Genomic DNA, 26,791 nt, shown 5'->3' with positions numbered 1-26,791 from the left:
AAATCACAGGTGAATAAAATCATTATTTATTAACTTAAAAGGGAATAAAAATATCAAATAAGCTACACTCTATTCATTTATGATATAGGAATAGGCCATGAAAACTCCTTTTAATTGGCGGCATATTGAAATTTTTCATGCTGTGATGACTACTCAAAATCTTACTGAAGCCGCAGAGTTACTGAAAACATCACAACCCACTGTCAGTAGAGAATTATCTCGTCTCGAGCATCTATTAGCATTTAAATTATTTGATAGAATAAAAGGCCGTTTACAACCCACGACTGAAGGATTACGCTTTTTTGAGGAAGTACAACGTTCTTATTATGGCTTAGATAGAATAATTAACGCAGCTGAAAACATTCGCTATTTTAACCAAGCAGAATTGAATATCACCTGCTTGCCCGCATTTGCTCAATCATTATTACCTTCAATATGTCGACAATTTCTAGATACATATCCTGATGTCAACTTGACCATCGTTCCTCAAGAATCCCCTTTATTAGAAGAGTGGTTATCCGCTCAACATTATGATTTAGGATTGACTGAACACACACAAACACCAGCAGGAACTCAACAAGAAACCATACTTACACTCAATGAAGTCGCTGTGTTACCTAAATCTCACCCATTATGTAAAAAGCGATTGTTATACCCTGCGGATTTTCAAAGTCAGCGCTTTATTAGCTTGTCTGCCAATGATAGCTACCGACAATTAATTGACACCGTATTTATTAAAGATGGAATTGGGCGACAACTCGTGATGGAAACGCAAAGTGCAGCCTCTATTTGTGCCATGGTAAGCGAGAATATCGGCATTTCAATAGTTAACCCTATCACCGCACTTGATTACATAGATAAATCTATTTGTCTTCGCCCTTTAAGTTTTTCTATTCCCTTTACCATCAGCTTAATTACTCCATCACATCGCCCTTCATCACAACTTGTTTCCTATTTTATTGATGTAATGAAAGAGGCATTATCAGATTACCCCAAACAACTAACTCAAGCTTTTGCCCGATAAAGCGAACCAATAAGGTGATGATGAAAACCATTCAACTAAGAAATCCAACAATGCTCTAACAGCGGCAGGCATATTTTGCCGGCTCGCTAAAACCGCATAAATTCCCATGGGTTGAGCTTGATAGTCAGACAAGACTTGTTCTAAGTCTCCATTATCAAGATAAGGTTTGGCAGAATAATAAGGTTGTAGCGATATGCCCGCTCCTTTTAACGTGGCTTGCAATAAAACAACCGATTCATTTGCACTTAAATTACCGCCAACAGGCACAGAATAACGTTCATCCCCCAAATTAAACTCCCACAAACTACGACCAAAAAATCGGTAAGTTAAACATTGATGCTGAGCCAGTTCATCTGGCGTTTGAGGTATACCTTTTTTTGCTAAGTAATCTTTATGAGCACACACCACCGAAAGACATGTCGCTAGTGAGCGTGCGATTAAATTAGGTTCAAGATGATTGGTAATACGTAAGGCAATATCAATACGCTCTTCCACCAAATTCACGGTTTGATTAGTAATTTGTAAATCAACCGCAATTAAAGGATAACGTTGCATAAACTCACATATCGCCACTGACAAAATACTATTTGCTAACGATTGTGAACTGGTAATACGAACAAGCCCACTGATTTGATGACGTTCTTTCGGAATATTGGCAGGAATACGTTCAGCCATTTCTAATAGCTGTAAACTCTGCTCATAAACCATTTCACCAACTGATGTTAAGCTTTGTTTACGTGTCGTTCTATGCAATAAGCGCACGCCAGCCCACTCTTCCATTTCATTTAAATAACGCGTCACCATGGCTCTAGACATACCTAGATAATCAGCCGCTTTTATCATACTCCCCTGTTTCACAATGGTTACAAACACTTCTGATGCTTTTATTTTATCCATTCTATTTACTCGATTTACGCAACAATTAATTGCCTAAAATAGGGTTTTTCTCTTGTTTTATGCAACATATTATAGTCAGCAACAACATTATGGAGAAAACAAAAGATGAAAAAATTACTGCCTTTAACACTTGCAACTACTGCGTTCTTCGCAACATCAACACTAGCAACTGATTTAACATTAGATATTTATAACCCAGGAGAAGCGAGTGTTTTTCCTGTTTCATCTGAAATAATTTATGGTGATAAAGATGCTGTTTTAATTGATGCACAGTTTCAAAAAAATGATGCACAAGCGTTAGTTGATAAGATAAAAGCCTCTGGAAAAAACCTGACTTATATCTATATCAGCCATTCTGATCCCGATTTTTATTTTGGGTTAGATGTCATTACTGATGCATTTCCAAATGCCAAAGTGATTGCTACAGAACCCACAATTAAAGCCATTAATGAAACTCAAGCAGGAAAACTTGCCTACTGGGGGCCTGTACTTAAAGAAAATGCGCCTCAGAAAATCATCCTTCCCGAAGTACTAAAAGGTGATAGTTTTCCGCTAGAAGGTGAAACCATTTCAGTCAAAGGGTTAGACGGACAATCTCCAGATAGAACATACCTTTATGTTCCAAAACTTAATGCAGTAATGGGCGGTGTTTTAGTTTCTGAAAATATTCATGTTTGGCTGGCAGACACTCAAACTGTGGAAGAACGCCAACATTGGATTAGTGCGTTACAACAAATAAAATCACTATCCCCAAAAACGGTTATTCCTGGTCACTATTTACCAAAAGCAACGTACAATCTACAAGCTGTTGACTTTACAATGAATTACCTAATTGAAGCTGAGAAAAATCTTGAAAAGACGAAAAATTCAGATGAATTTATTGCAGCTATGGAAAAAAATCATCAGAATTTAGCTGATAAATCAAGCCTAGAACTTAGTGCAAAAGTACTAAAAGGAGAGATGCAGTGGCCTCAGTAGCAAGCAATACAGGTAATACCCAAGGTACTAAAATATTGCACTATGTTTATGATCCTCTGTGTGGTTGGTGCTACGGCATTGCGCCTCTGATTGAAGTCGTAAGCAATGCATTTCCAAATTCCATTAAGTTACATGGTGGTGGATTATTTACACCTACAAGAGCCGTAACGGGTGGTCAATCGTGGAAAGAGCACGTCACACCTATTGATGAACGCATTAGCCAGTTATCAGGTCAAGTTTTTAGTCACGCATACCGAGACACTCTTGGCAACACTGAAATGGTATTAAACTCACTGCTACCTATTTCAGCCATTCTTGTTGCTGAAAGAATGGGAAAGCGAGATGTTTATTTATTAAAAGCACTACAAGAAGCCTATTACCTTGATGGCTTAAATATCAGTGATAAAGACACACTGTTATTTATTGTGAAAAAACTTGGCTTTGATGTTGAACAATTTGCATCCTTACTATCTGAAATTAGTGAAACACAAATTCAACAACATTTAAGCCAGACACAGCAATTAATGGCTCAAGTTAATGGCCACGGTTTTCCTACGTTATTTATTGAAGATGCTCAAGGTTATCACCTAATACCAGTTGAAAAATATTTAGGCGATACAAAACGTTGGCAACAATTTATAACAGAAAATCTATGATCTCCTTTTCAGTGTGCTGATTAATTTCCGCACACTGCCTTCTTTATTTCTATTCTTACTCTTTGGTGGCTTTGTTATAATTTTCTAACCAAGAAGATTGAAACCAATTAATTAAAGGAGTGATAAGACGAAAAGTAGAAACTTAATACCATTAATGTTGAAAATGAAAGGCAAGAACCAAATGCCACTTTTTTTATACGATCTTTTGTTGTGATAAATACCGCACAATAAATACTTAATCCTAAAAAAGAACCTAATAAAAGAATATAGGGCAACTTTTCTAATCCACACCATGCACCAATAGCCCCAAATAATTTCACATCACCAAAACCTAAAACACATTTTTGGCAGATAAAATATCCCCACAGATAGATGCCATAAAAAAGCCCTACACCACCTAAAAAACCATAAAAAGCATGATCGAAAGGCACTAATCCATATGCAGTATAATTACACAACAACCCTAAAAATATTAACCAATAAGTCAATGTATTAGGCAGAAGAAAATAGTCCGCATCAAAGAAAGAGAGTATTAACAAATAAAAGCTTAATATAGAAAATAATATCAATAATGAAAGCGAATTAATTGAAACAAACCAATATAAACAAACAATAATATAGCTTATAGCAAGTTGTTTACGGCGGGTTTTAGGTAACAGAAATAATAGTGAAAAAGGCAGACAAAACTTAATAAAAACAAAAAAATCATGCAAAAAAGAAAGTAAAGGTATTTTTATAAAACAACAACGGCTTAATGGCATAAATATCTACTCCTTAGATACCTCGTTATCCTTGTTAAATGACTGTATAAGAGGATTTATTTGATACCGAGAATTTTCTTTATAATAACGATGAAAACATGAAATTTTGCGACAAAACACGCAATAAGATCCACGCTATAATAACAACAAAAGCAAAGTGATAACTTGCATGCCATAATGTCATGCGTATGATGCATATCACATATTTTATTTATCACGGTTAACCATCTTTTACGTAAGGGTTTCACGTTATGCGTATTCCTCGCATTTATCATCCAGAACCACTCACAGCAGGTACTCAAACAGTATTAGGTGAAGAAGCATCTAATCATGTTGGGCGTGTATTAAGAATGTCTAGTGGGCAAAAACTGGCTCTATTCGATGGTTCAAATCAGGTATTTGATGCTGAAATCATAGAAAGCACAAAAAAGTCAGTCACAGTGCAAGTTAATGTAGGCATTGTTGATGATAAAGAATCCCCTCTCGACCTCCATTTAGGGCAAGTGCTTTCACGAGGCGAGAAAATGGAGTTTACTATTCAAAAATCAGTTGAGTTAGGGGTTAATACGATCACACCACTGATCTCAGAACGCTGTGGTGTTAAACTTGACCCTAGCCGTTTAGAGAAAAAACATCAGCAATGGCAAAAAATTATTATCTCGGCATGCGAGCAATGTGGTAGAAATAGCATCCCACAATTAATGCCAGTGATGTCATTAGAAGAATGGTGTGCTCAAGATGATGGTAGTTTAAAACTCAATTTACATCCTCGGGCTAACCAAAGTATTAATACCTTACCCTTACCTGTTAAAAAAGTGCGCTTGTTGATTGGCCCTGAGGGGGGACTTTCCCCTGAAGAAATCGCTATGACAGCAGAGCACAATTTTACTGATATTTTATTAGGTCCTCGTGTATTAAGAACTGAAACAACAGCACTCACCGCAATCACCGCTTTACAGGTTCGGTTCGGCGATCTGGGATAAAGGAGAAGTAATGATTAAATTAGGTATTGTGATGGACCCAATTTCATCCATCAAAATCAAAAAAGACACCAGCTTTGCCATGCTGTTAGAAGCACAACGTCGTGGCTGGGAAATTCATTATATGGAGATGAACGATCTTTACCTACACCAAGGTGAAGCACGCGCTCACACTCGTTTACTCAGCGTAGAAGAAAACCCAGAAAAATGGTTTGAGTTTGGTCAAGAGCAAGATATTGCTTTGGGTGAACTAGATACCATTTTAATGCGTAAAGATCCGCCTTTTGATACCGAATTTATCTACGCAACCTATATTTTAGAACGCGCTGAAGATATGGGAACACTGATAGTTAATAAGCCTCAAAGTTTACGTGACTGTAATGAAAAACTCTTTACTGCATGGTTCCCAACATTAACACCCGACACATTAGTCACTCGTGAAGCTAAACATTTACGTGCTTTCCATGAAAAACACGGTGATGTTATTTTCAAACCACTAGATGGTATGGGTGGAGCATCAATCTTCCGCTTGAAAAAAGATGATCCAAATGTAGGTGTTATTATTGAAACATTGACCGAACATGGTCATCGTTTTTGTATGGCACAAAATTTCCTACCTGAAATTGTTAACGGCGACAAACGTATTCTTGTTGTTGATGGCGAACCTGTGCCTTATTGCTTAGCTCGAATTCCTGCAAAAGGTGAAACACGAGGCAACTTAGCGGCTGGTGGCCGAGGTGAAGCACGTCCATTAACAGAAAGTGATTGGGCAATAGCCCGTCAAGTTGCACCTATTCTTAAGCAAAAGGGCCTTATTTTTGTTGGCTTAGATGTTATTGGCGATCGCTTGACTGAAATTAACGTCACAAGCCCAACTTGTGCGCGTGAAATTGAAGCGGCTTATCCTGATGTATCTATAACAGGCATGCTAATGGATGCGATTGAAGTACGCTTAAACAAAAAAAACTAACTTTTAGACACTCTCATTAAAGGGTTTAAAAGTCTGAACCTAGCCCCTACATATAAATAAGTGGTGTACATTAAGAAATACAATGTATAAAAGGGCTAGGTTTTTTACTAAAAATAATCAGGGAACAGTATTACTATTATGAATTTACTTAACCATTTTCTTATTGCTATGCCTTCATTGAGCGATCCGTTATTTGAGCGTTCGGTCGTCTATGTTTGCGAACATAATGAAAACGGTGCGATGGGCTTAATTATTAATAAACCTATCGAAGATATCTCAGTGGAAGGCGTATTAGATCAACTGGAAATTTTTTCAACGGACAGAGACGAAGCGATTAGCTTACAAAAACCTGTGATGTCAGGAGGCCCAGTTGCAGAAGAGCATGGTTTTATCTTACATACTCCAGTGTCCGGTTTTAGCTCTAGCATAAAAATCAGTGATAGCACCATGATCACAACATCCAAAGATGTATTAGAAACCTTGGGCACAGCAAGACAACCAGAAAAAACATTGGTCTCTCTAGGTTATTCTAGTTGGGAACAAGGCCAATTAGAGAAAGAAATTTTAGAAAATAGCTGGCTAACCGTTGAAGCCTCACCTCAAATTATTTTTGATACTCCTATTGCTGAACGTTGGCATAAAGCCGCTGAATTAATTGGAATTAATATCCACACCATTTCACCGATAGCGGGTCACGCATAATGTCAAACAAAACGGTAATGGGATTCGATTTCGGTACTAAAAGTATTGGCGTCGCTATCGGTCAAGAAATTACAGGAACAGCAAGACCTTTAGCTTCATTTAAAGCAAAAGATGGTATTCCTGATTGGGCTCAAATTGAAAAAATCATAAAAGAGTGGCAACCTGACTTAGTGGTTGTCGGCTTACCTCTTAATATGGATGGCACCGAACAGTTAGTCACAGCTCAAGCCAAAAAGTTTGCTAATCGCCTTCATGGTCGGTTTGGGGTACAAATTGCATTGCATGATGAACGCCTTAGCACCGTAGAAGCTCGCGCTCATCTTTTTGAACGAGGTGGATACCGTTCCTTAGATAAAGGCAGTGTAGATGCAGCGTCTGCCGTTATTATTCTTGAAAGCTGGTTTGAACAGCAATGCTAACAAGTGCCAGTCATGTAAAACGACTGTTCTTATTAATCTCGCTCTTAATCAATTAATCTCGTTGAATTAATCCTTCATGTTGACGTTGTTGGCGACTTAACATGAAGGTTTGCATGCCATATTCACTACCCGTTTGCATTAATGTTGTTACCTGGTGATATTTCCCTTCTCTAATAAGATGTGAAATGCCTTGCGTAACCTGCATTATTTCAAATAATGCCACTCGCCCACCATCAGTTGAAGGCACCAACTCTTGTGAAATTATCGCCCTCAAACTGCACGCTAATTGTGATGAAATCCATTGTCGCTCATTACCTGTAAATACATTAGTCACGCGCTCAAGCGTTTGTACCGCCCCTTGGGTATGCAATGTTGCTAACACCAAATGTCCTGTTTCTGCTGCCGTTAATGCCAACTTAATGCTTTGTACATCTCTTAACTCACCTAGCATAATAACGTCTGGATCTTGACGTAAAGCACTCTTTATTGCACTTGCGCTATTTTGCACATCACGTCCAATCTCTCGTTGCTGAACAACACTTTGTTTATTGCTATGTATAAATTCGATTGGATCTTCTAATGTCAAAATATGCTGACGTTGATATTGATTTAAATGATTGATCATCGCGGCTAATGTTGATGACTTGCCACTGCCTGTAGCCCCAGTAACTAAAATAAGCCCATGAGAATAATTATCTAATAATGTTGAAACCGACTTAGGTACTCGAAGTTTATCTAAAGAAGGAATTTGTGTTTCAATTATTCTTAATACTGCAGAAACACCTTTTTGTTGACGAAATAAATTAACACGCAGTCGTTGTCCACAAGACAGTGTAAGCGCGGTATCAACCTGCCCTTCATTTTCAAAAGTTTGCTTTTGAACATCACTTAAAAAAGGCCTGAACCACGTTAGTAAACTATCTGAAGTGATAGGTTTACATTGATTTTGTTGATAAAGTATTCCATTGATCCGTAATCGTGGTACATCGCCACAACAAAGATGCAGATCAGACGCGTTATGCTTTACACTATACGCAATTAAATTTTCCATTTTCATCTTATTATCTCCTGAGTTGCCATGAATACTATTAAACAGAATCTCGTCAATGTCAGGTCTCACATTGACACAGTAGCGCAGAAATGCGGCCGTTCTTCAGAAGAAATAACACTACTTGCAGTGAGCAAAACAAAACCTGCGAGCGACATCGAAAAAGCAATCGCGTGTGGACAAACTGAATTTGGTGAAAATTATGTCCAAGAAGGCGTTGATAAAATCCATTATTTTGCTGATAACCACACCTTAGTTTGGCACTTTATTGGCCCTTTACAGTCAAATAAAACACGCCTTGTTGCTGAGAATTTTGATTGGTGCCATACCATTGATAGATTAAAAATCGCGCAAAGATTAAGTGATCAACGTCCGGCTTCATTGCCACCATTAAATGTACTTATTCAAATCAATATCAGTGATGAAAACAGCAAATCAGGGATTAGTCTCACTGAACTTGATGGGTTAGCGGCACAAATTTCTATTCTTTCAGGCATTAAATTACGCGGATTAATGGCTATCCCAGCACCTGAAAGCAAGTATGACAAACAAGTTGAAGTGTTAGAAAAAATGCATCTTGCATTTAAGCAATTACAATCTCAATATCCCGATATCGATACGTTATCTATGGGAATGACGAGTGATATGGAAGCAGCTATTGCTTGTGGTTCAACACTCGTTCGTATTGGTACAGCAATTTTTGGCGCAAGGAATTACGCGACTAAGTAAAAATAGAGGTTTATATGGAACATCGTAACATCGCTTTTATTGGCGCTGGAAATATGGCTCAGGCCATTATTGCAGGGTTGGTTCAAGGTGGATATCCTGCACATAAGATAACCGTCAGTTCACCTTCTTCCGTTCGCCGTGAACCTTTAGAAAAAGAGTTCGGCATTCATAGTACTAATGACAATATTGATGCTGTTCAAAAAGCAGATGTTATTGTACTGGCAGTAAAACCACAAATGATGGAAGAAGTTTGTAAGCCCTTACAAAATATCGCAATGAGTAAAAAGTTAGTCCTCACTATCGCGGCTGGTATTCCTGCTACACGATATAACGACTATTTTGCAACTCAATTACAACTCGTTCGTATTATGCCAAATACTCCAGCACTGGTAGGTAAAGGCTTAAGTGGTATGTTCGCGCACAATTCACTTTCATCTCAAGATAAACAGTTTGCCGACGAATTAATGAAAAGTGTCGGAACAACTGTTTGGGTAGAGCAAGAATCTGCCATCAATGATATTATCGCCGTTGCTGGTAGTGCACCTGCTTATTTCTTCTTGTTTATGGAATCAATGCAACAAGAAGCTGAACGTTTAGGTTTTTCACCTGATGTAGCAAGAGCCATCGTGCAACAAGCAGCAAGTGGTTCTACTGCCTTAGCTGAAAAACAACATATGTTACCTTTCTCAACTTTACGCGAACAGGTAACATCAAAAGGTGGAACGACAGCGGCTGCACTTATGCAGTTTTATGAAGGTAAATTACCTGAAAACGTCGCTTCTGCCATGCAAGCTGCGATTAAACGTGCGCAAGAAATGGAAAAACAATTTTAATTTCATCAGGGCCAACTAATGAATTTTTTAAATTTCGTCATTCTGACTCTTCTTCAACTCTACACATCCGTCCTTCTATTACGTGTTTGGATGCAATGTGTCAGAGCTGATTTTTATAATCCTTTTTCACAATTTATCGTCAAGATCACACAACCAATTGTTCGCCCATTAAGAAGCGTTATTCCTTCTATTGGCCCTATTGATACTGCTTCAGTCTTATTAGCCTATATACTCATTCTGCTTGGTATTATTATTCCATCTTACTTATCAGGAACATCAATTCCTTTCTCTTTAATGTTCCCATTTGCCTTTATTGAACTGCTCACAGCAGCAGGTAAGATGATTTTTTGGTTGATCATTATCCGCGCAATTCTTAGCTGGGTAAGCCAAGGACGTAACCCAATTGATCATCTTTTATTTCAATTAACAGAACCTTTAATGGCACCCATTCGTCGTATCATTCCGGCAATGGGCGGTTTAGATTTCTCTGCAATGATTGTTATTCTTGTGCTTTACGCTCTAAATTATCTGCGCGTAGACGTTTTACAATGGTTACTTAGCGTAACGCTTTACTGAGGATGACACTCATGCAAAAAGTTGTTCTCGCAACAGGAAATCCGGGAAAGGTCAAAGAGCTAGCCTCTTTGCTTTCTGATTTTGGTTTAGATATTGTTGCTCAAACAGAACTTGGTGTTGATTCAGTTGAAGAAACTGGCTTAACCTTTGTTGAAAATGCACTGATTAAAGCACGTCATGCGGCAAAAGTGACAGGTCTTCCAGCAATTGCTGATGACTCAGGTATTTCGGTAGATGCGTTAGGCGGTGCTCCGGGTATTTACTCAGCACGCTATGCAGGTATTGATGCAAGCGATCAGCAAAATCTGGATAAATTGCTTAATGCAATGAAAGATATTCCTGCTGAAAAACGCCAAGCACAATTTAACTGTGTATTGGTTTATATGCGCCATGAGAACGACCCCACTCCGCTGATTTTCCACGGTATTTGGCACGGCGTATTAAGCACTGAAATGCACGGTGAAGGAGGATTTGGCTACGATCCTATTTTCTTTGTTCCTGAATTAAATTGCACTGCTGCGCAATTAACTAAAGAGCAAAAAAATCAGCATTCGCATCGTGGTAAAGCACTTAAATTAATGTTGGATGCCCTTAAGAATGCTTAAGTTGCCCCCATTAAGTTTATATATTCATATTCCTTGGTGCGTACAAAAATGCCCTTATTGTGATTTCAACTCACACACCTTAAAGGGTGAAGTACCGCATCAGGAATATGTGCAACATTTACTCAATGATTTAGATGCTGATCTTATTCATGTTGGTTCTCGTGAAGTTCAAACAATATTTATTGGTGGTGGAACACCAAGTTTATTAAGTGCTGAATCAATGGCTGATTTGCTTTATGGCGTTAAAGAACGCCTAGCTGTTAGCCCGAATGCAGAAATTACCATGGAAGCGAATCCAGGAACCGTAGAAGCTGAGCGCTTTGCTGGATTCCAACGTGCTGGCGTAAATCGTATTTCTATTGGTGTGCAAAGTTTCGGTAATGATAAACTTATTCGCTTAGGGCGCATTCATGATGCAGATGAAGCTAAAAATGCGGCTCGTTTAGCCAAAAAATTAGGCTTACGGAGCTTTAATTTAGATTTAATGCATGGTTTACCAGACCAATCATTATCTCAAGCGCTTTCGGATTTACAGCAAGCAATAGAATTATCGCCACCCCATTTGTCTTGGTATCAATTAACCATTGAACCCAACACACAATTTGGTTCCCGTCCGCCTAAATTACCTGATGACGATATGCTGTGGGATATTTTTTCAGAAGGCGATAAATTATTGACAGCCGCAGGATATCAACAATATGAAACATCGGCATATTGCAAACCGGGCTTTCAGTGTGAACACAATTTAAACTATTGGCGTTTTGGGGATTATTTAGGTATCGGTTGTGGTGCTCATGGAAAAATAAGCTTTGAAGATGGTCGCATCATGCGAACAGTAAAAACCAAGCACCCTAAAGGTTTTATGGAAGGCCGTTATCTTGACCAGCAACATTTTGTTGATAATGATGACCGTCCATTTGAATTTTTTATGAACCGTTTTCGTCTATTAGAAGCATTTCCAAGACAGGATTTCAGCGATTATACTGGGCTTTCTGAAGAGGTTATTCGCCATCAGATAGATGAAGCTTTGGCTTTAGGTTATATCAGTGAAACAGACACACACTGGCAAATTACGCCTCATGGCAAGCTATTCCTCAACTCATTGCTTGAACTATTTCTATAATATTACCGATTTCAAATAGTTCGCTTGAAAAATGCCCATACTGTTATTCTCAGTTGGGCATTTCTCTTTAATAACAAACCTTAAAAATTAATCAATTAAAGCGCACTCTCTACTGCTTCAATTTGTTTAGTTAAACTATCTAAACCACCACCAGAGAGATACCAAAGATCAGCTTGCAGATAAACGATATCTCCATTTTTATAGGCTGAAGTTGTTTTTATAGCATCATCTTCAAATGCGTTTTTTTCTAATTTATCCGCGCCAATCGCTTCGCTACGATCCACAATAAAAATAACATCTGGATTAGCTTTTGCGATCATTTCTGATGTAACTACACGACGTTTACCTTTATCTTCCTCGGCAACAGGTGGTAATTCTGCTCTTTTTGCTTTAACAACATCATAAACAACACTTTGATTATTAGGCATTAAATTGCCAGCATTGTGTAATAACACTAATACTTTTTTATCAGATCCAGTGGCTTTTTTCTGAGCTTGCTCAATAACGGCATTTAATTTAGCTATTTGTTCTTGAGTCGCTTGCTGTTTATCAAATAACTCACCTAATAATTTGATATTCGACTCAACTGAATTGAGATAATTAGCGCTATTAGTACCTAAATTAACAGTAGGTGCAATTTTCGCTAAAGCCTCATAAGAGGCACCTTGTCGACCAGTAATAATGATTAAATCAGGTTTAATTTCAGCTAGTTTTTCTAAGTCAGGTGCTTTCATGCCACCGACATTAGCAACATTACTTGCAATACTTCCTTTAATATAAGCAGGCGCATTACCTAACGGTAACCCGACCACTTTATCGGCTAAACCTAACTGAACTAAAGAATCATAGAGACCAAAATCAAATAGAACCACTTTTGATGGGTTCTTAGCGACCGTTGTTTCACCCAACTGATGTTTAATCACCATCTTGTCACTCTGCTGACTAATAACTTGGTTAGGTTGATATTCAATTGGCGTTTTGCTTAACACAGAGAAGCTCGTTACAGAAAGGATAGATGCGATAACTAAAGGAAGGATCTTCTTCATTAATTTTTGCCCTGTTTAAGTGGAATACTCAAACAGGGCATTCTAAACAGCTCCCTTCACAAGTCAATTGAATAAGAATGATTTTCATTGTTATTTTCAATTATTGTGAATTCGTCATTTATAAAGCTTATTAACTATCTGGTTAATAACTCAATCATTAGAGAAATGGAGCAGCTACTTCTTTAATGCATTAATTAATTCAACTCGCTGATTTTCCATTTGAGTTATCTTACTACAAGCTTGCTGACCAAATTGAGTAAACGCTGCTTCTTGTTGCTTCCACTCCTGATCTATAATCTTTTGGAAACCATCTAAGCTTCCTAATAACCCACCTAATGCTTTTTTACTGTCACCACCAGCAGCTGCTAATAACTGTTTTTTCCCCAATTCATTAATGCTGTCTTGCAACATACCACCAAGGCTACTCTCTACGATTTCACGGCCTTTAGCTTCAACTTCTTTAATCGCTTGAGCATGAAAGGTGATGTTATTTGGTTCTATGCTAACCACTCTATCCATTTGTTGATTAAGATCTTTTTCTAACCTACTTAATCTATTGAGGATATTGCTTTCTTTACCAAAAGCTTCGATTACTACTTTATCAAGTACTTTGCGAGAATCTTGCAGTTTTGCCCCTGTTTCAGTTCTTAACCAAGGTACGTCTCGTCTTACTGTAGCTTGATATTTTTTGGCTAATTCTTGTTGCTGTGGTGTCAATGTGGCGCTTTTTTCATTTTGAAATAATGACCCGTCAGGATAAATTACCATTAAACCATTTGAACCAGCGACTTCAACAAATTCAGAGGTTATGCGTAAATCATCTTTTGGCATTACAGCACAATCAAAACTGGGAGATGCATTGGCAGAGCCTGCAACAAAAAACAGTGCAACAGCAACATTTCTTAAATTCATAACAACTCTCCTGAAAACATGGCTAAAAAATCGAACGCCCAACTTTGTTTGCTAATAATTCAAGTGCTGCACAACCTGCTAATGAGTTACCTGATTTATCCAGCTCTGGTGACCAAACTGCAACGGTAAAAGCATCAGGAACGACAGCAATAATGCCACCTCCAACACCTGATTTTCCTGGGATCCCAATACGAAATGCAAATTCACCGGCACCATCGTACATACCACAAGTTAACATTAACGCATTTATTTGGCGGGTTTGTCTTGGCGTAATAATCTGATTTTTATTCCCAACACTTGCCCCCTGATTAGCTAAATAACTAAAACATCGCACTAATTCAGTACAACTCATTTCTATTGAACAATAGTGAAAATAAGTCTCCAGCACCGTAATAACATCATTCTCAAAATTACCAAAAGATTTCATCAGATAAGCAATTGATGCATTTCGATTAAGATGTTCCATCTCTGATTTTGCAACCACTGAGTTATAACAAATATCAGGAGCATCCGTTAAAAAGCGAATAACTTCTAACATTCTTTGCTTTGGTGCACTTAATCGAGACTGCAACATATCAGTGATAACAATAGCACCTGCATTAATAAAAGGATTCCGAGGTATCCCTTTTTCCATCTCTAATTGTATTAAGGAATTAAAAGGCAGACCTGAAGGCTCTTTTCCTACTCGTTGCCAAATTTCATTTTCTTCATAACGAGTTAAGGCGAGTGTCAAACTAAGTACTTTAGAAATAGATTGAATAGAAAAACGTTTGTCTGCCATACCCGATTGATAGAGTTCACCATCCACCGTATAAACAGCCATAGCAAGCTGTTCTGGCAATACTTGGGCTAACGCGGGGATATAATCCGCGACTTTTCCTTGCCCGATTAATGGGCGAATTTGTTGCAAAATATCTGACAGTAATGCGTTAGATAACGTTGTAGTCACAGTCCCTTCCCCAGACAGACAAGGGCATCCTTTTGGATGCCCTTGTAATTATTTGCTAAATGTATAACTTTCTATCAGTCCCACCAAACATCAAATAGTTCAGAGGTCTGTACATCTTGCATTTTATTCTCTTTTAGGAAGTTTTCGACTAATTGGCGATGCTCTTCTGTACATTTACCAATTTGTTGTAAGCAGATTAGGCCTTCCCAGCTCAGGTAACCACTTGCATCAAATGCCAGCTCGTTTGGCTCAATGACTTTGAGGATCAGTTCATCAACAAAGCGATCCACTTCCTCAATAGGGGTATTTTCTGGGAAAGTCCATTTAACTGAAAAACCTAATTCCTGAAATTCATCGATACGCATTTTTTTGCGTAAACGGCGACTACGTTGTTTAGCCATTATTTTACCCTCTTAAACATAAGATCCCATACACCATGCCCCAAACGATGACCACGCTTCTCAAACTTAGTCACTGGGCGTGTTGCTGGTCGTGGTACATAATCCTGAGTTTCTGACAAATTCTGATAACCTTCAACACTTGTCATCACTTCAAACATATGTTCTGCATATGGTTCCCAATCTGTCGCCATATGAAAAACACCGTCTAACGTTAATTTTTTTAAAATTAATTCTGCAAAAGGCACTTGAACAATACGGCGTTTATTATGACGCGCTTTATGCCACGGATCAGGAAAGAATAACTGAACCATTTTTAAGCTATTATCTGGGATCATGTGATTGAGTACTTCAATCGCATCATGACACATGACTCGCAAATTAGTTACTTGTTCTTCTTCAGCACTTGCCAGACAAGCACCCACACCCGGTGCGTGTACTTCAATACCGAAATAATCATTTTCTGGTGTATTTTTTGCCATAGTCACGAGCGATGCGCCCATGCCGAAGCCAATTTCTAAAATTACAGGCGCTTCGCGTCCAAAAACCTGACTGAAGTCGATGGGTTCCGGTTGATATTCAATACCAAAGACAGGCCACTGTGTTTCTAATGCTTGCTCTTGACGAGGCGTTAAACGGCCTTGTCTACGAACAAAACTACGAACGCGTCGTAAGGCACGCCCTTCTTCATTGAATTCCGGAGAAATTACATTTTTGATCATGTCTAATACTGTCAGTCGTTAGGCCAATTATTTACTTAAAACCGTGATAATGTCGCTATAGTGCAACTTAACCGACATTATCCAAAGATCACTAAGTTTAGCAAGAGTCGTTTATAGAAGCATCACTCTATAAGATAAATATTAAGAGTGTTTACAGTTTATTCTCTCTGTGGTGCAATCTTATCTTAATCAGAACATGAGTTAATAAAATAAAACATGATGGAAGCACTGCAATTTTCGCAAGTCGTACTTAATTGGTATCACAAATATGGGCGTAAAACGCTCCCTTGGCAGCAAGAAAAAACGCCTTATCACGTTTGGTTATCTGAGGTAATGTTACAACAAACCCAAGTTGCAACGGTTATTCCTTATTTTGAGCGTTTTATTTCACGCTTTCCTGATGTCGCTACGTTAGCTAAAGCACCATTAGATGAAGTGCTTCATTTATGGACGGGCCTTGGTTATTACGCAAGAGCCAGAAACTTACATAAAGCAGCACAACACATTGTAGATAAACATCAAGGACAGTTTCCTGATACCTTTGAGGACGTTTGTGCTTTACCGGGTGTTGGGCGTTCAACTGCTGGTGCTATTTTATCGTTATCACTGAAAAAACCTTACCCAATCCTTGATGGTAATGTGAAACGTGTTTTAGCTCGTTGTTATGCCGTTGAAGGCTGGCCGGGTAAAAAAGAAGTTGAAAAAAAATTGTGGGAGATCAGCGAAAACGTTACCCCAACTGTAGGTGTCGAGTATTTTAATCAGGCAATGATGGATTTAGGTGCAATGGTTTGTACTAGAAGCAAACCTAAATGTGAACTATGTCCACTAAATACAGGTTGTATCGCTTATGCTCAAAACAATTGGGCGGATTATCCTGGGAAAAAACCTAAAAAAGTTATCCCAGAGAAAATAACTTATTTTCTTATTTTACAATATGATAATCTGGTTTGGTTAGATAAAAGACCGCCAGCAGGAATATGGGGGGGATTATTTGCCTTTCCTCAATTTGAAACAAAAGCGCTTTTAGAACAGTGGTTAACTGAGCATGGGCTCGATAATAATGAATCAGAACAACTAATTTCATTTAGGCATACTTTTAGCCACTTTCATTTAGATATTGTGCCAATTTGCGTAAAACTCTCAGCGTTTACCTCTATGATGGAGGAGCAAAAAGGACTTTGGTATAACTTACAGGCTCCTGCAAACATAGGGTTAGCAGCACCTGTAGAGAATTTACTTAGACAATTAGCCTAAGCTAATCCCTGCGATATTGAGGATTTATTATGAGCAGAACTATTTTTTGTACTTTCCTAAACAAAGAAGCTGATGGACTTGATTTTCAGTTGTACCCAGGAGAAATTGGAAAGCGCATTTTCAATGAGATATCAAAAGAAGCATGGGGCCAATGGATGGCAAAACAGACCATGCTTATCAATGAGAAAAAACTTAACACCATGAACCCTGATGATCGCAAACTATTAGAACAAGAAATGGTACGATTTTTATTTGAAGGCCATGATGTTCATATTGACGGCTACACTCCACCTGAAAAATAATATTCACTTTTCCAGAGTCTTTAAGGCTCTGGTATTTTATTCACCATAGCGATTCAATTGACCATGAAAAAAATCCTTCTCTTGCTAATTATCGCCCCACTACTCATTTCATGTAGTAGCCAACCCTCTAAGACATTTGAACCTGATTATGCAAAGGACACCAATGCGTTCGATATTCTTATGGGACAATTTGCCAATAATATCGAAATGATTTGGGGTATGAAGGAAGTTTTAATAGCCGGTCCTAAAGACTACGTAAAATATACTGACGCTTATAAAACCCGTAGTCATATTAACTTTGAAGCGGGTACCATCACGATAGAAACATTAGGTGGTGATGCTCCTCAATTTCAATTACATAAAGCGATTGTCACAACGTTATTGATGGGCGAAGATCCAGGCTCTATCGATCTCTATTCTGATGTCAATAACATCCCTCACAGTACAGAACCTTTTTTATCTGGGCAGGTTCTTGATAATACAGGGCAACCTATACGCTGGGAATGGAGAGCCAATAAGTTTGCTGATTACCTGATTGCTAATAAATTACAAAAACGCCAATCTGGTATAAATACAATTTGGTATGTCACCATTAATCTTGTTCCTAACCACCTTGATAAACGTGCTCATAAATATTTACCGTTAGTTCAACAAGCGGCAGCTAAATATGGTGTTGAGCCTTCGCTTATCCTAGCTATTATGCAAATTGAATCAAGTTTTAACCCATATGCCGTGAGTAGTTCTGATGCTCTAGGTTTAATGCAGATCATGCCAGCAACGGCTGGTCGAGATGTATTCCGTATGCAAGGTAAATCAGGACAACCAAGCCGCAGTTACTTGTTTGATCCTGCTAATAATATCGATGCAGGTGCTGCTTATATTTCAATACTACAAAACAGCTATCTTGGTGATATCAAAGATCCTATTTCCCGCCGCTATGCCGTTATACAGGCTTATAACGGTGGTGCAGGTAGTGTGTTACGGATCTTCCATAACGATAAGAAACAAGCAGCTGCCATGATTAACAACTTAGAACCAACGCAAGTGTATACCACATTACGTAATAAGCACCCTGCCGACCAATCTCGTCGCTATCTTGAGAAGGTCAGTACAGCTCAACGTAACTATCGTTAGTTAATAATTAGTCTAAAAAATAAAGCTTCCTCAATAAGTTTGGGGAAGCTTTTCTATAATTACGATGCGATAGCTCGTCTTATCACATTTCTATCATCATTTGTTATGTATACCACTAAACCTTTTTAACTTCACTTTTGCTCTTTTTTTATGAAAAATAGCGTTTTATTAATCAATAAGTTTAAAAAAACAGCAATCAAACGGTTTTGTGATAAATAACGTTGACGAGCAAAGCGATATCGGGTTTAATACGCCCCGTTGCCCGAATAGCTCAGTCGGTAGAGCAGGGGATTGAAAATCCCCGTGTCCTTGGTTCGATTCCGAGTTCGGGCACCATCTTTCTTTTGTTCGTCAGTGACTTAAATCACTGAGAGGGCAAACAAGAGTGGAAAAATATAATTTGGCACTGTCACTTTATGTTGAAACTCTTAAACTAAACAGTCTTGCTCAAATCAAGGCTGTTTTTTTATTTGTACCTTTTACTTTCTTTCCTAATCACTGTCAAATCTTGATACTCCTCCTGTTATTTTCATCACATCAAGCCACCCAACATTGAACACTTGATCTGTCGGTTCTACTCCTACCTTTTGTGCTTCTTTCGCTAATAGCTACTTTCGTGCCATCACGGCTCGCATTTGATAAACCAAGCGCATGATTACTTAGCTTTTCATGTTGAGGTGAGGCAGGCTTTGTTCTGCCAGCAACTGCTAAAATACTCCGAATGCCTGCCATTTCGTTTTGAAGTGTTCTTTTTGAAATACCTTCTTCCTGACGACTTTTGATATGAAGCTCGATATGGATTACGAATACAAGTATGGAAAATTAATCGTTCTGGATGATTAAGATCCACTGTTTGCATCAATAAGTAGTGTTTTAACCCTGCATCAGCACATATTCCTGCGAGATTTGCAGAATAAGTGGATTTACCTTCCCCACCTTTTGTAGAAATAACTGAAATTACCTGCATATAAGCCACCTGAATTAGTTCAGATAACCTACGTTTATTTATGCTTTAAGCTTGAAAATCGCCGTGTCCTTGGTTCGATTCCGAGTTCGAACACCTCTATTTAGAAAAACCAGCCTTAGAGCTAGTTTTTTGCTTTCTGAGGTTTATGTAAAATGAAAACGCCCGACACATATAAGACACTATAATAATAGTGCAAAAAAATAAGAAAAAATCAAAAAATCAAAAAATCAAAAAATCAAAAAATATCGAAACATTCTATTATTTTATCAATTTATTAAATTTTAAGTATATAAATATCTCTCTCATAACCGATAGCTTTGATAATATACTCTTTAATAACACCACCCTCTAGGAGGGTGGTAAACAATCAAAAAACAATTATATAAATTCAAAACAAATAAATATATTTCTTATTTTATTAATGAAAATAAATCATTAAGCGATTCACTCATACTAGGATGGGTAAATATTTGATCTCGTAACACAGTAAATGGTAATTTTGCATCCATTACTATTTTTATAATATTAATTATTTCATGAGACTCAATACATAGTAATGAAGCACCAAGAATATACCGTGTTTTGCGATCAACTATTACTTTCAATATACCGCGAGTATCATTCATAACTCTAGCTCTTGGGATCGCAGCAACAGGCAAAGTAGCAATCTCAATTTCAGCGCCACTTGCCACAGCTTGTTCTTCTGTCATTCCTATACGTGATAATGGTGGTGTCATAAAAACAGAATAAGGGATATTTTGCCGTAGATCTGTACTACGTTTGCCATCGCCTAATAATTCATCTTTCACTATACGAAAATCATCCAAGGATATATAAGTAAATTGAGGTCCACCAGTAACATCCCCCATTGCCCAGATATTATCTACTGTAGTATGCAAATGTTTATCAACAATTATAGCGCCATTCTCATTTACAGCTACACCCGCATTTTGTAACTGTAATTGTTCAATTGCAGGTTTACGACCAGAAGCAACCAACAATATATCAACATCCTGTGAACCATGAGTCATGTGAACCTGAATTTTATCATCCTTTCGATTTATGCTATTCACATTAGCATTGAGAATAATATCGACCCCTTGTTCACTCAAAATATTGGCAATAGCATCCGCAATGTCTCGATCTTCTCTAGGTAAAAATAATGGGGCTGCTTCAAATATTGTCACCTTGCTACCAAAGTTAGCAAACATAGATGCAAATTCTACTCCAATATACCCACCACCAAGGATACCTAAGTGTGTTGGTAAAAAGTCCAAATCAAGTATTCCCGTACTATCATATACACCAGGAGTTGTGGTTAATCCAGAAATAGGCGGTAGCACTGTTTGTGCTCCTGTATTAATGAATATCTTCTCACCCACTATTTTCAACTCACCATTAGACTGATGTATAAGTATCGTATTGCTATCAACAAACTCAGCACGACCGTCAATAACATCAATGTTATCCATATCAGCAAGATTGTGAAAATTTTTATTACGTAAAAACTTAACAACATCAGCTTTACGTTGCATTGCGGAAGAAAAATCTTTATGTAATTGCGCTTCATGTACTAATGTTTTAGTTGGAATACAGCCGATATTAATACAAGTACCTCCATACATACTCTTTGACTGTTCAATAATAGCAACGCGCCATCCAGCTTTAGCCAATGTGGTAGCCAGCGTTTTACCCGCTTTTCCAAAACCAATAATTACTGCCTGATATTTATTCATATTAATTCCACCTATCAGTAAATATTTATTTAATTTACTCTATGATAGTTGAACAAGAAGAAATACGAATTTTCCATAAAATGACTATTTTTGTCTTAGAGTCTAAAATATTGAAGTCAACATAAAAAGTACTGAAAAAATAGTAATTTCAATATTATGATAATGAAAAATCAAAATACAATGAAGAAGATATAACATCATATCCTATATGATATTCGGGAGCTTTATATGGATACGCTTAGCCGTTTGCTAATTCTGAATATACTAGAAGGAGCAATCGATAAAAATTGCCTTTTAGGTGATAGCTGGAAAATTCATCATACAACAGGGGAATTTTCAGTGGTTCGCTGGCATACTGTCACTCAAGGTGCCGCAAAAATAGAAACACCGACAGGCCAAACATTTACCTTAAGACCGGGAAGGATTGTATTATTACCTCATAATTCCGCTCATTGCTTAAATCAATTAGAAGATGAGCCAACACACATTATTTGTGGCAGTCTACGATTACAATATTCAGCACGTCATTTTTTAACCACATTGCCTGAAGTGCTATATCTAGCTCCATCAAATAATAGCTTAGAGTTCTATTGGCTTAAGGAAGTTATCTGTTTTTTACAACAAGAATCTGATACGAGTATGTTAGGGTCCGATGCATTGTGTAGCCAGCAATGTTCTACATTATTCACACTTGCAATTCGTAATTGGCTAACTCAAGTTACTACTGAGAAGAATCTACTCAATTTGCTATTACATCCTCGACTGGGTCTAGTTATTTCACAAATGATAGAAAATCCATCACACCCATGGACAATTAAAGAGCTAGCTCAACAGAGCTATATGTCACGAGCTAGTTTTGCACAACTCTTTCGTAAAATATCTAACACTACACCGATGTCTGTATTAACAATGTTACGACTACAAATAGCTGCACAAACTTTATCTCGTGAAACATTACCAATAGTGGTGATAGCTGAATCAGTAGGTTATGCCAATGAATCATCATTTCATAAGGCTTTTGTACGTGAATTTAACTGTACTCCTGGCGAATATCGTAAAAAAATAAAATTACTTGGGACTGAATAAACACAATAAAATATAAAAATACTTTATGTGCTTTGCCTTATAAAATGTTGAATAAAAAATAATGCTTCACTATTATTTATAGAACTCTATTTCACTCTATATAAATAGCAATCCCAATTAATTAACGATTAATTGGGATTATTATTTAAATAAAAAATCGATATATTTATTGCATATACTCTATATTAATTTTTTTGATAATTAATAAACCTTTTTTCCTCCAACCCAAATATCCGTAATGTTAATTCGCTGAGTATTATAAATAAGCTTTTGTAAAATATCATGGCTAGAGTCTTCTTCACGAATAAGAATATCAGAACTCGTTACATTGGTATCAATAACCATTGCATCAAATAAATATCCTTCTCTCAATTGGCCAATAGGCAAATCAAGCACTTCACCACCACCACCTGTTGCTAACCAAAAAGCTTCTTTAAATGTAATTTCAGAACCAGAACATCCTCGTTGTTCTGCTGATAATTGTGAATTAACACCATCATTAAGCGCCTTACTTGCTGTAATTGAATGACGACAAGCATCAAAAATTGAAGGGCTATGTCCCGCAGCTATATCACTTCCTAATCCAACATGAACATGTCGATTAAGTGCCTTACGCAAAGGAAAAACACAATTCGCAAAATAGAAATTAGATAAAGGACAATGTGCGATCCCTGCTGATTTAGATTTAATGATATTGATATCATCATCAGAAATTAAATTACTATGTGCTAAAATAGTTTTACGAGTCATTAAGCCAAAATTATTTAAAGCTTGAGCATCTGTTACACCATACCGCTCTAATACATAATTATGTTCCCAATCACTTTCCGAACAATGTGTCTGAACATGACAATGTGTTTCTTGTGCAAGTTCTCCTAATCCTTTGAGTAACTCTGTTGTACAACTAGGTATAAAACGAGGAGTAATAACAGGTAATATTTGATTATTCTCATTACCCGATAATTTTTTTATATCCTCAATAAATAGATGTGTTTCTTCAATTGCACTTTTAGCTGATTTATCACGATAATAATCTGGGCAAGAATTAGGATCATCCATAGCCACTTTACCAATTAAAGCTCGTTGCCCAAGAGAAAGGCAGATCCGCCCTAATTCTACACTCGACTCTCTGTGAATAGTCGCAAAATAAACAGCTGTTGTTGTTCCATTTTCTAATAATGTTTGCACTAGATGCTGATAAGTTTTACGGGTAAATTCTAAATCTGAATAACGAGCTTCAAGTGGAAAAGTATATTCTTGTAACCATTGATCCAGAGGAAGATCTAATGCTTTACCAAGGTTAGGCCATTGTGGTGCATGCACATGTAAATCAATAAAACCAGGTAATAGATATTGATCAGATTTAAGTTCGTGAAGAATATTATTATTTTTAGCCCAAGATAGAAGAGGCAAATAATCTTCTTCATTAGAATGATAAATTTTTGCAATAAAACCTAATTTATCAATACAAATAAGAGAATGTTCAATAAAATGCAACTCGTCTGCAGAAGATGAAGTAAAAGCTTTTGCTTTAATTACTTTCTCATAGTCTCTAAATATAATATTTTTAACCATTACGTTCTCCTAAAAATATATAATACCATCCTTATTTTCTCTTTTTTAAACTAGAGAAAAACCTAATACCCATCATCGCTATTAATTATAAATATAAAAAAACAAAAGTTGGATCGAAACCCAACTTTTGGGAAAAAATAGAGATAATAATAGAGATAATAATAGAGATAATAATAATAAAAACAGTCACCTGCCATAACAGCAGTGTACAAAAAACAATTAAATCTCTTACAATTAAGATGAAATTTAGAATTATCATTCTAAATAGAAATCATTTTATCACAGTATATTACCAACCAATGGCAATACCACCACCAAATACTGCACTATCTGAGCTATTCCATGATGTAGATGCTCTCACATGTGTATTTTCATTTAATTTATACTGCATGCCTACAGCAATAGCATTCCCATTTCTATAATTACCAAGCCCAGCACCAACACTAAATTTTTGATAATTTACATAAGGAATATTAGTCATTGCGGCAACAGATGCAATTCCCGCATTAGCTTTCTTTGCATTCTCGTCGATTTTGTCATTCAACTGTTGAAATGATGAATTTATTCTATTATCAATTTGGTTAAATTTTGCATCTGTATATGCAATTGATTCTTTTTTTACATTATTAATAGATTTCTCACCTAGTTGAATAATTTCTTTTTTTGTATTATCAATATTTTGATTAATCACCATATTGTTTTTATTGATTTTGCTATCCGTATAATTATTTGCATTTTTTTCTGCATTATTAGCGGCTTTCTGTCCAGCTTGTATCGCTTCATTTTTTGAAGTTTCAATATTCTGATTAATCACCATATTATTTTTAGTGATTTTACTATCCGTATAATTGTTTGCATTTTTTTCTGCATTATTAGCGGCTTTTTGTCCAGCTTGCATCGCTTCATTTTTTGAAGTTTCAATATTTTGATTAATCTCCATATTATTTTTATTTATCTGACTATCTGTATAGTCATTTGCATTTCTTTCAGCGTTGTTAGCCGCCTTTTGCCCTAATTGCACAACTTCCTTCATGCGTTGGTTAATAACTTTATTATTATTTGTGATTTCTAGTGCTGTATGATCTTTCAGTTGTTTTACATTTACAGCATCAGTATCCATTGTACCTGCTTTAACTTTCGTTAATTGTCTTGTTGTGTTTTCATTTCCGAAAGAAACAGAATCTTCTCTATCAGTAGTACTTGCATGGCCAATAGAAACACTTCCCATATGCATAGCCTGACTATCAGATCCAATAGAGATAGCACCTTCCATATCAGAATGAGCACCTGCACCAATAGCAATAGAATCTTGGCCTTTTGATGATGTAGAAGTCCCTAAAGCGACACTGTTTTCTCCTGTCGCCTTTGCAACGGCACCAACAGCCGTAGAATTTTCTGCCGACTCGCTCGCTGCCCCATTAGCTAAACTTGAATGACCTGAAGCTTTACTAAATGAACCAATGGCAACAGAATTATGGCCATTAACTGATGAATTAGCACCTATTGCAGACGATGAATTTCCTGTTGCACTCGCCGATACACCAATAGCAGTAGCATAATCACTGTCTGCTTTACTATGATCACCTGCATTATATGTTGCATCTGCGGCATAGCTATTTGCTACGCAAGAAGTAAAAATTAAAGAAGCGATTAATGTTTTCTTCATGATCACAAACCCATAATATATAAATGTAAATGAAAATAAAAAATGACTAGAACAATAAGGTGGCAGATTTTATTTTTTCAATAAAATCCTGTCAATAATTTAACTTAAAAATATATTAAATGTTTTTAATTTATATTTAACTATTTGTTTTTATTAAATCGTATATTGTCTATTTAATTTCCCTAACAAAAATACCAACACAAATAATCACGCGATAAACTAACATCATAATTATTAAGTTTGAGTGTATAAAATATAATTATTCATTTAATTAGAATAATTTTATATTTAATACATTTATTAACAAATAGTTAAGTTACGTTTTAAATCATATTTAAGTAAAACGATACCAGCACCAATGAGAAGAATATCTTTTATAATAAAACTATCAACTTTTCCTAACTGGGGTAATAAACTGAGAGTAATAACGCCAATACCAATAACGATGATATCTCCCATCATACCAATCACAGGTTTATAAAAGCCTGCAATTAAAGCGAGAAAAGTGAGGGTTTCTACTATACCAAGGAAATAGCTTCCTCCATACACACCAAATAAAGTATATAAAATATTCAACCAAGATTTAGATATAAGAGGTTCTAATGCCATTACCTCAAAATCAAACCATTTATAAGTACCAAATAACATGAGTATGCCAATGACGGATAATCGAAGAAAAACGATATCGTAATCTGAATTAATAAAACGTTTAATAAAATTTTTCATTAGAACCTCTAAAA

The 26,791-nt window shown here is 36.7% G+C and carries 28 protein-coding genes, 1 tRNA gene and 2 pseudogenes; 17 read left to right on the top strand and 14 right to left on the bottom strand.

The window, feature by feature from the left end:
• The first annotated feature begins 97 nt into the window (after positions 1-97).
• On the top strand, positions 98-1,024 hold the full coding sequence (locus GWI59_RS17065; protein ID WP_109848512.1) for a LysR family transcriptional regulator: 927 nt from the start codon (positions 98-100) through the stop codon (positions 1,022-1,024).
• On the opposite strand, the gene GWI59_RS17060 is transcribed toward GWI59_RS17065, so the two are convergent.
• Positions 1,001-1,921, bottom strand: coding sequence for a LysR family transcriptional regulator (locus tag GWI59_RS17060; protein WP_109396335.1), 921 nt, complete (start codon positions 1,919-1,921; stop codon positions 1,001-1,003). The genes GWI59_RS17065 and GWI59_RS17060 overlap by 24 nt on opposite strands.
• Positions 1,922-2,026: 105 nt before the next feature.
• Between GWI59_RS17060 and GWI59_RS17055 the strand changes: the two genes are divergently transcribed.
• On the top strand, positions 2,027-2,899 hold the full coding sequence (locus tag GWI59_RS17055) for an MBL fold metallo-hydrolase (protein ID WP_006534812.1): 873 nt from the start codon (positions 2,027-2,029) through the stop codon (positions 2,897-2,899).
• Positions 2,887-3,555, top strand: coding sequence for a DsbA family protein (locus GWI59_RS17050; protein ID WP_161669396.1), 669 nt, complete (start codon positions 2,887-2,889; stop codon positions 3,553-3,555). The genes GWI59_RS17055 and GWI59_RS17050 overlap by 13 nt, the downstream gene beginning before the upstream one ends.
• A 107-nt stretch (positions 3,556-3,662) precedes the next feature.
• Here the strand turns inward: GWI59_RS17050 and GWI59_RS17045 are convergent, their stop codons facing one another.
• Positions 3,663-4,316 (bottom strand): prepilin peptidase, encoded by a 654-nt coding sequence (locus tag GWI59_RS17045; protein WP_161729913.1) that lies wholly within the window; start codon positions 4,314-4,316, stop codon positions 3,663-3,665.
• A 251-nt stretch (positions 4,317-4,567) separates the two neighbouring features.
• Between GWI59_RS17045 and rsmE the strand changes: the two genes are divergently transcribed.
• From rsmE to ruvX, 4 genes are all read left to right on the top strand, one after another.
• A complete protein-coding gene (rsmE, locus tag GWI59_RS17040) occupies positions 4,568-5,299 on the top strand; it encodes a 16S rRNA (uracil(1498)-N(3))-methyltransferase (RefSeq protein WP_109399045.1) in 732 nt (243 codons plus the stop codon).
• A gap of 10 nt (positions 5,300-5,309) precedes the next feature.
• The gene (gene gshB, locus GWI59_RS17035; protein WP_023581014.1) at positions 5,310-6,266 is read left to right on the top strand and encodes a glutathione synthase; all 957 of its coding nucleotides are present in this window, start codon (positions 5,310-5,312) and stop codon (positions 6,264-6,266) included.
• Between the two features lie 138 nt (positions 6,267-6,404).
• Entirely contained in the window at positions 6,405-6,968 is a 564-nt protein-coding gene (locus tag GWI59_RS17030) for a YqgE/AlgH family protein (protein WP_023581015.1), read from the top strand.
• The gene (gene ruvX, locus GWI59_RS17025) at positions 6,968-7,387 is read left to right on the top strand and encodes a Holliday junction resolvase RuvX (RefSeq protein WP_006534822.1); all 420 of its coding nucleotides are present in this window, start codon (positions 6,968-6,970) and stop codon (positions 7,385-7,387) included. Before GWI59_RS17030 ends, ruvX begins: the two co-directional genes overlap by 1 nt.
• A gap of 52 nt (positions 7,388-7,439) precedes the next feature.
• Here the strand turns inward: ruvX and GWI59_RS17020 are convergent, their stop codons facing one another.
• Positions 7,440-8,444 (bottom strand): type IV pilus twitching motility protein PilT, encoded by a 1,005-nt coding sequence (locus GWI59_RS17020; protein ID WP_072063542.1) that lies wholly within the window; start codon positions 8,442-8,444, stop codon positions 7,440-7,442.
• Between the two features lie 21 nt (positions 8,445-8,465).
• On the opposite strand from GWI59_RS17020, the gene GWI59_RS17015 reads away from it, so the two are divergent.
• Genes GWI59_RS17015 through hemW form a run of 5 tightly spaced genes read left to right on the top strand, consistent with a single transcriptional unit; the run spans position 8,466 to position 12,301 of the window.
• Positions 8,466-9,164: a YggS family pyridoxal phosphate-dependent enzyme gene (locus tag GWI59_RS17015; RefSeq protein ID WP_109848515.1), complete on the top strand. Its 699-nt coding sequence runs from the start codon at positions 8,466-8,468 to the stop codon at positions 9,162-9,164.
• Positions 9,165-9,178: 14 nt separating this feature from the next.
• The gene (proC, locus tag GWI59_RS17010; RefSeq protein ID WP_072063544.1) at positions 9,179-9,997 is read left to right on the top strand and encodes a pyrroline-5-carboxylate reductase; all 819 of its coding nucleotides are present in this window, start codon (positions 9,179-9,181) and stop codon (positions 9,995-9,997) included.
• Between the two features lie 18 nt (positions 9,998-10,015).
• The gene (locus GWI59_RS17005) at positions 10,016-10,573 is read left to right on the top strand and encodes a YggT family protein (protein WP_006534828.1); all 558 of its coding nucleotides are present in this window, start codon (positions 10,016-10,018) and stop codon (positions 10,571-10,573) included.
• A gap of 11 nt (positions 10,574-10,584) precedes the next feature.
• Entirely contained in the window at positions 10,585-11,178 is a 594-nt protein-coding gene (locus tag GWI59_RS17000; protein ID WP_072063545.1) for an XTP/dITP diphosphatase, read from the top strand.
• On the top strand, positions 11,171-12,301 hold the full coding sequence (gene hemW, locus GWI59_RS16995; RefSeq protein WP_109848516.1) for a radical SAM family heme chaperone HemW: 1,131 nt from the start codon (positions 11,171-11,173) through the stop codon (positions 12,299-12,301). Before GWI59_RS17000 ends, hemW begins: the two co-directional genes overlap by 8 nt.
• Positions 12,302-12,396: 95 nt before the next feature.
• Here hemW and GWI59_RS16990 read toward each other — a convergent pair whose 3' ends face one another.
• From GWI59_RS16990 to trmB, 5 genes are all read right to left on the bottom strand, one after another.
• A complete protein-coding gene (locus GWI59_RS16990) occupies positions 12,397-13,347 on the bottom strand; it encodes a siderophore ABC transporter substrate-binding protein (protein WP_161725157.1) in 951 nt (316 codons plus the stop codon).
• 174 nt (positions 13,348-13,521) lie between these two features.
• The gene (locus tag GWI59_RS16985; RefSeq protein ID WP_006534833.1) at positions 13,522-14,259 is read right to left on the bottom strand and encodes a DUF2884 family protein; all 738 of its coding nucleotides are present in this window, start codon (positions 14,257-14,259) and stop codon (positions 13,522-13,524) included.
• A 22-nt stretch (positions 14,260-14,281) separates the two neighbouring features.
• Positions 14,282-15,208, bottom strand: coding sequence for a glutaminase B (glsB, locus tag GWI59_RS16980; RefSeq protein ID WP_072063548.1), 927 nt, complete (start codon positions 15,206-15,208; stop codon positions 14,282-14,284).
• Positions 15,209-15,282: 74 nt separating this feature from the next.
• Positions 15,283-15,609 (bottom strand): YggL family protein, encoded by a 327-nt coding sequence (locus tag GWI59_RS16975; RefSeq protein ID WP_161725154.1) that lies wholly within the window; start codon positions 15,607-15,609, stop codon positions 15,283-15,285.
• Positions 15,609-16,328: a tRNA (guanosine(46)-N7)-methyltransferase TrmB gene (gene trmB, locus GWI59_RS16970; RefSeq protein ID WP_161725152.1), complete on the bottom strand. Its 720-nt coding sequence runs from the start codon at positions 16,326-16,328 to the stop codon at positions 15,609-15,611. The genes GWI59_RS16975 and trmB overlap by 1 nt, the downstream gene beginning before the upstream one ends.
• A 216-nt stretch (positions 16,329-16,544) precedes the next feature.
• On the opposite strand from trmB, the gene mutY reads away from it, so the two are divergent.
• From mutY to GWI59_RS16950, 4 genes are all read left to right on the top strand, one after another.
• Positions 16,545-17,585: an A/G-specific adenine glycosylase gene (gene mutY, locus GWI59_RS16965; RefSeq protein WP_115065137.1), complete on the top strand. Its 1,041-nt coding sequence runs from the start codon at positions 16,545-16,547 to the stop codon at positions 17,583-17,585.
• Positions 17,586-17,614: 29 nt separating this feature from the next.
• On the top strand, positions 17,615-17,887 hold the full coding sequence (locus GWI59_RS16960) for an oxidative damage protection protein (protein WP_161671439.1): 273 nt from the start codon (positions 17,615-17,617) through the stop codon (positions 17,885-17,887).
• 63 nt (positions 17,888-17,950) lie between these two features.
• The gene (gene mltC, locus GWI59_RS16955) at positions 17,951-19,021 is read left to right on the top strand and encodes a membrane-bound lytic murein transglycosylase MltC (RefSeq protein WP_006534841.1); all 1,071 of its coding nucleotides are present in this window, start codon (positions 17,951-17,953) and stop codon (positions 19,019-19,021) included.
• A 260-nt stretch (positions 19,022-19,281) separates the two neighbouring features.
• Positions 19,282-19,357 (top strand) — tRNA-Phe (locus GWI59_RS16950).
• Positions 19,358-19,618: 261 nt separating this feature from the next.
• Here the strand turns inward: GWI59_RS16950 and GWI59_RS16945 are convergent.
• From GWI59_RS16945 to rclA, 3 genes and pseudogenes are all read right to left on the bottom strand, one after another.
• Positions 19,619-19,819, bottom strand: a pseudogene (locus GWI59_RS16945) (phage integrase N-terminal domain-containing protein); the annotation flags it as partial.
• Positions 19,820-19,892: 73 nt separating this feature from the next.
• Positions 19,893-19,988 (bottom strand): annotated as a pseudogene (locus GWI59_RS17735) (ParA family protein); the annotation flags it as partial.
• 410 nt (positions 19,989-20,398) lie between these two features.
• Entirely contained in the window at positions 20,399-21,724 is a 1,326-nt protein-coding gene (gene rclA, locus GWI59_RS16935; protein WP_161671440.1) for a reactive chlorine resistance oxidoreductase RclA, read from the bottom strand.
• 228 nt (positions 21,725-21,952) lie between these two features.
• Between rclA and rclR the strand changes: the two genes are divergently transcribed.
• Entirely contained in the window at positions 21,953-22,810 is an 858-nt protein-coding gene (gene rclR, locus GWI59_RS16930) for a reactive chlorine-specific transcriptional regulator RclR (protein WP_161725150.1), read from the top strand.
• Between the two features lie 201 nt (positions 22,811-23,011).
• On the opposite strand, the gene guaD is transcribed toward rclR, so the two are convergent.
• The 3 genes from guaD to GWI59_RS16915 all read right to left on the bottom strand — a co-directional run bounded on the left by guaD (position 23,012) and on the right by GWI59_RS16915 (position 26,777).
• A complete protein-coding gene (guaD, locus tag GWI59_RS16925) occupies positions 23,012-24,385 on the bottom strand; it encodes a guanine deaminase (RefSeq protein WP_161671441.1) in 1,374 nt (457 codons plus the stop codon).
• 289 nt (positions 24,386-24,674) lie between these two features.
• The gene (locus GWI59_RS16920) at positions 24,675-26,051 is read right to left on the bottom strand and encodes a YadA-like family protein (RefSeq protein ID WP_161671442.1); all 1,377 of its coding nucleotides are present in this window, start codon (positions 26,049-26,051) and stop codon (positions 24,675-24,677) included.
• Between the two features lie 300 nt (positions 26,052-26,351).
• Complete coding sequence (locus GWI59_RS16915; RefSeq protein WP_161671443.1) at positions 26,352-26,777, bottom strand: DUF417 family protein; 426 nt, start codon at positions 26,775-26,777, stop codon at positions 26,352-26,354.
• Positions 26,778-26,791 lie beyond the last annotated feature (14 nt).

The sequence above is a fragment of the Proteus sp. G2673 genome (assembly GCF_009915125.1).
In the GTDB taxonomy this organism is placed as follows: domain Bacteria; phylum Pseudomonadota; class Gammaproteobacteria; order Enterobacterales; family Enterobacteriaceae; genus Proteus; species Proteus penneri.
This window is presented reverse-complemented; position numbering and strand designations above follow the sequence as displayed.

What these genes read in the sequence shown, in the direction of transcription:
- GWI59_RS17065 (WP_109848512.1), top strand. Translation starts at nt 98, where the DNA reads ATGAAAACTCCTTTTAATTGGCGGCATATTGAAATTTTTCATGCTGTG.
- GWI59_RS17060 (WP_109396335.1), bottom strand. Translation starts at nt 1,921, where the DNA reads ATGGATAAAATAAAAGCATCAGAAGTGTTTGTAACCATTGTGAAACAG.
- GWI59_RS17055 (WP_006534812.1), top strand. Translation starts at nt 2,027, where the DNA reads ATGAAAAAATTACTGCCTTTAACACTTGCAACTACTGCGTTCTTCGCA.
- GWI59_RS17045 (WP_161729913.1), bottom strand. Translation starts at nt 4,316, where the DNA reads ATGCCATTAAGCCGTTGTTGTTTTATAAAAATACCTTTACTTTCTTTT.
- rsmE (WP_109399045.1), top strand. Translation starts at nt 4,568, where the DNA reads ATGCGTATTCCTCGCATTTATCATCCAGAACCACTCACAGCAGGTACT.
- gshB (WP_023581014.1), top strand. Translation starts at nt 5,310, where the DNA reads ATGATTAAATTAGGTATTGTGATGGACCCAATTTCATCCATCAAAATC.
- GWI59_RS17030 (WP_023581015.1), top strand. Translation starts at nt 6,405, where the DNA reads ATGAATTTACTTAACCATTTTCTTATTGCTATGCCTTCATTGAGCGAT.
- ruvX (WP_006534822.1), top strand. Translation starts at nt 6,968, where the DNA reads ATGTCAAACAAAACGGTAATGGGATTCGATTTCGGTACTAAAAGTATT.
- GWI59_RS17020 (WP_072063542.1), bottom strand. Translation starts at nt 8,444, where the DNA reads ATGAAAATGGAAAATTTAATTGCGTATAGTGTAAAGCATAACGCGTCT.
- GWI59_RS17015 (WP_109848515.1), top strand. Translation starts at nt 8,466, where the DNA reads ATGAATACTATTAAACAGAATCTCGTCAATGTCAGGTCTCACATTGAC.
- proC (WP_072063544.1), top strand. Translation starts at nt 9,179, where the DNA reads ATGGAACATCGTAACATCGCTTTTATTGGCGCTGGAAATATGGCTCAG.
- GWI59_RS17005 (WP_006534828.1), top strand. Translation starts at nt 10,016, where the DNA reads ATGAATTTTTTAAATTTCGTCATTCTGACTCTTCTTCAACTCTACACA.
- GWI59_RS17000 (WP_072063545.1), top strand. Translation starts at nt 10,585, where the DNA reads ATGCAAAAAGTTGTTCTCGCAACAGGAAATCCGGGAAAGGTCAAAGAG.
- hemW (WP_109848516.1), top strand. Translation starts at nt 11,171, where the DNA reads ATGCTTAAGTTGCCCCCATTAAGTTTATATATTCATATTCCTTGGTGC.
- GWI59_RS16990 (WP_161725157.1), bottom strand. Translation starts at nt 13,347, where the DNA reads ATGAAGAAGATCCTTCCTTTAGTTATCGCATCTATCCTTTCTGTAACG.
- GWI59_RS16985 (WP_006534833.1), bottom strand. Translation starts at nt 14,259, where the DNA reads ATGAATTTAAGAAATGTTGCTGTTGCACTGTTTTTTGTTGCAGGCTCT.
- GWI59_RS16975 (WP_161725154.1), bottom strand. Translation starts at nt 15,609, where the DNA reads ATGGCTAAACAACGTAGTCGCCGTTTACGCAAAAAAATGCGTATCGAT.
- trmB (WP_161725152.1), bottom strand. Translation starts at nt 16,328, where the DNA reads ATGATCAAAAATGTAATTTCTCCGGAATTCAATGAAGAAGGGCGTGCC.
- mutY (WP_115065137.1), top strand. Translation starts at nt 16,545, where the DNA reads ATGATGGAAGCACTGCAATTTTCGCAAGTCGTACTTAATTGGTATCAC.
- GWI59_RS16960 (WP_161671439.1), top strand. Translation starts at nt 17,615, where the DNA reads ATGAGCAGAACTATTTTTTGTACTTTCCTAAACAAAGAAGCTGATGGA.
- mltC (WP_006534841.1), top strand. Translation starts at nt 17,951, where the DNA reads ATGAAAAAAATCCTTCTCTTGCTAATTATCGCCCCACTACTCATTTCA.
- rclA (WP_161671440.1), bottom strand. Translation starts at nt 21,724, where the DNA reads ATGAATAAATATCAGGCAGTAATTATTGGTTTTGGAAAAGCGGGTAAA.
- rclR (WP_161725150.1), top strand. Translation starts at nt 21,953, where the DNA reads ATGGATACGCTTAGCCGTTTGCTAATTCTGAATATACTAGAAGGAGCA.
- guaD (WP_161671441.1), bottom strand. Translation starts at nt 24,385, where the DNA reads ATGGTTAAAAATATTATATTTAGAGACTATGAGAAAGTAATTAAAGCA.
- GWI59_RS16920 (WP_161671442.1), bottom strand. Translation starts at nt 26,051, where the DNA reads ATGAAGAAAACATTAATCGCTTCTTTAATTTTTACTTCTTGCGTAGCA.
- GWI59_RS16915 (WP_161671443.1), bottom strand. Translation starts at nt 26,777, where the DNA reads ATGAAAAATTTTATTAAACGTTTTATTAATTCAGATTACGATATCGTT.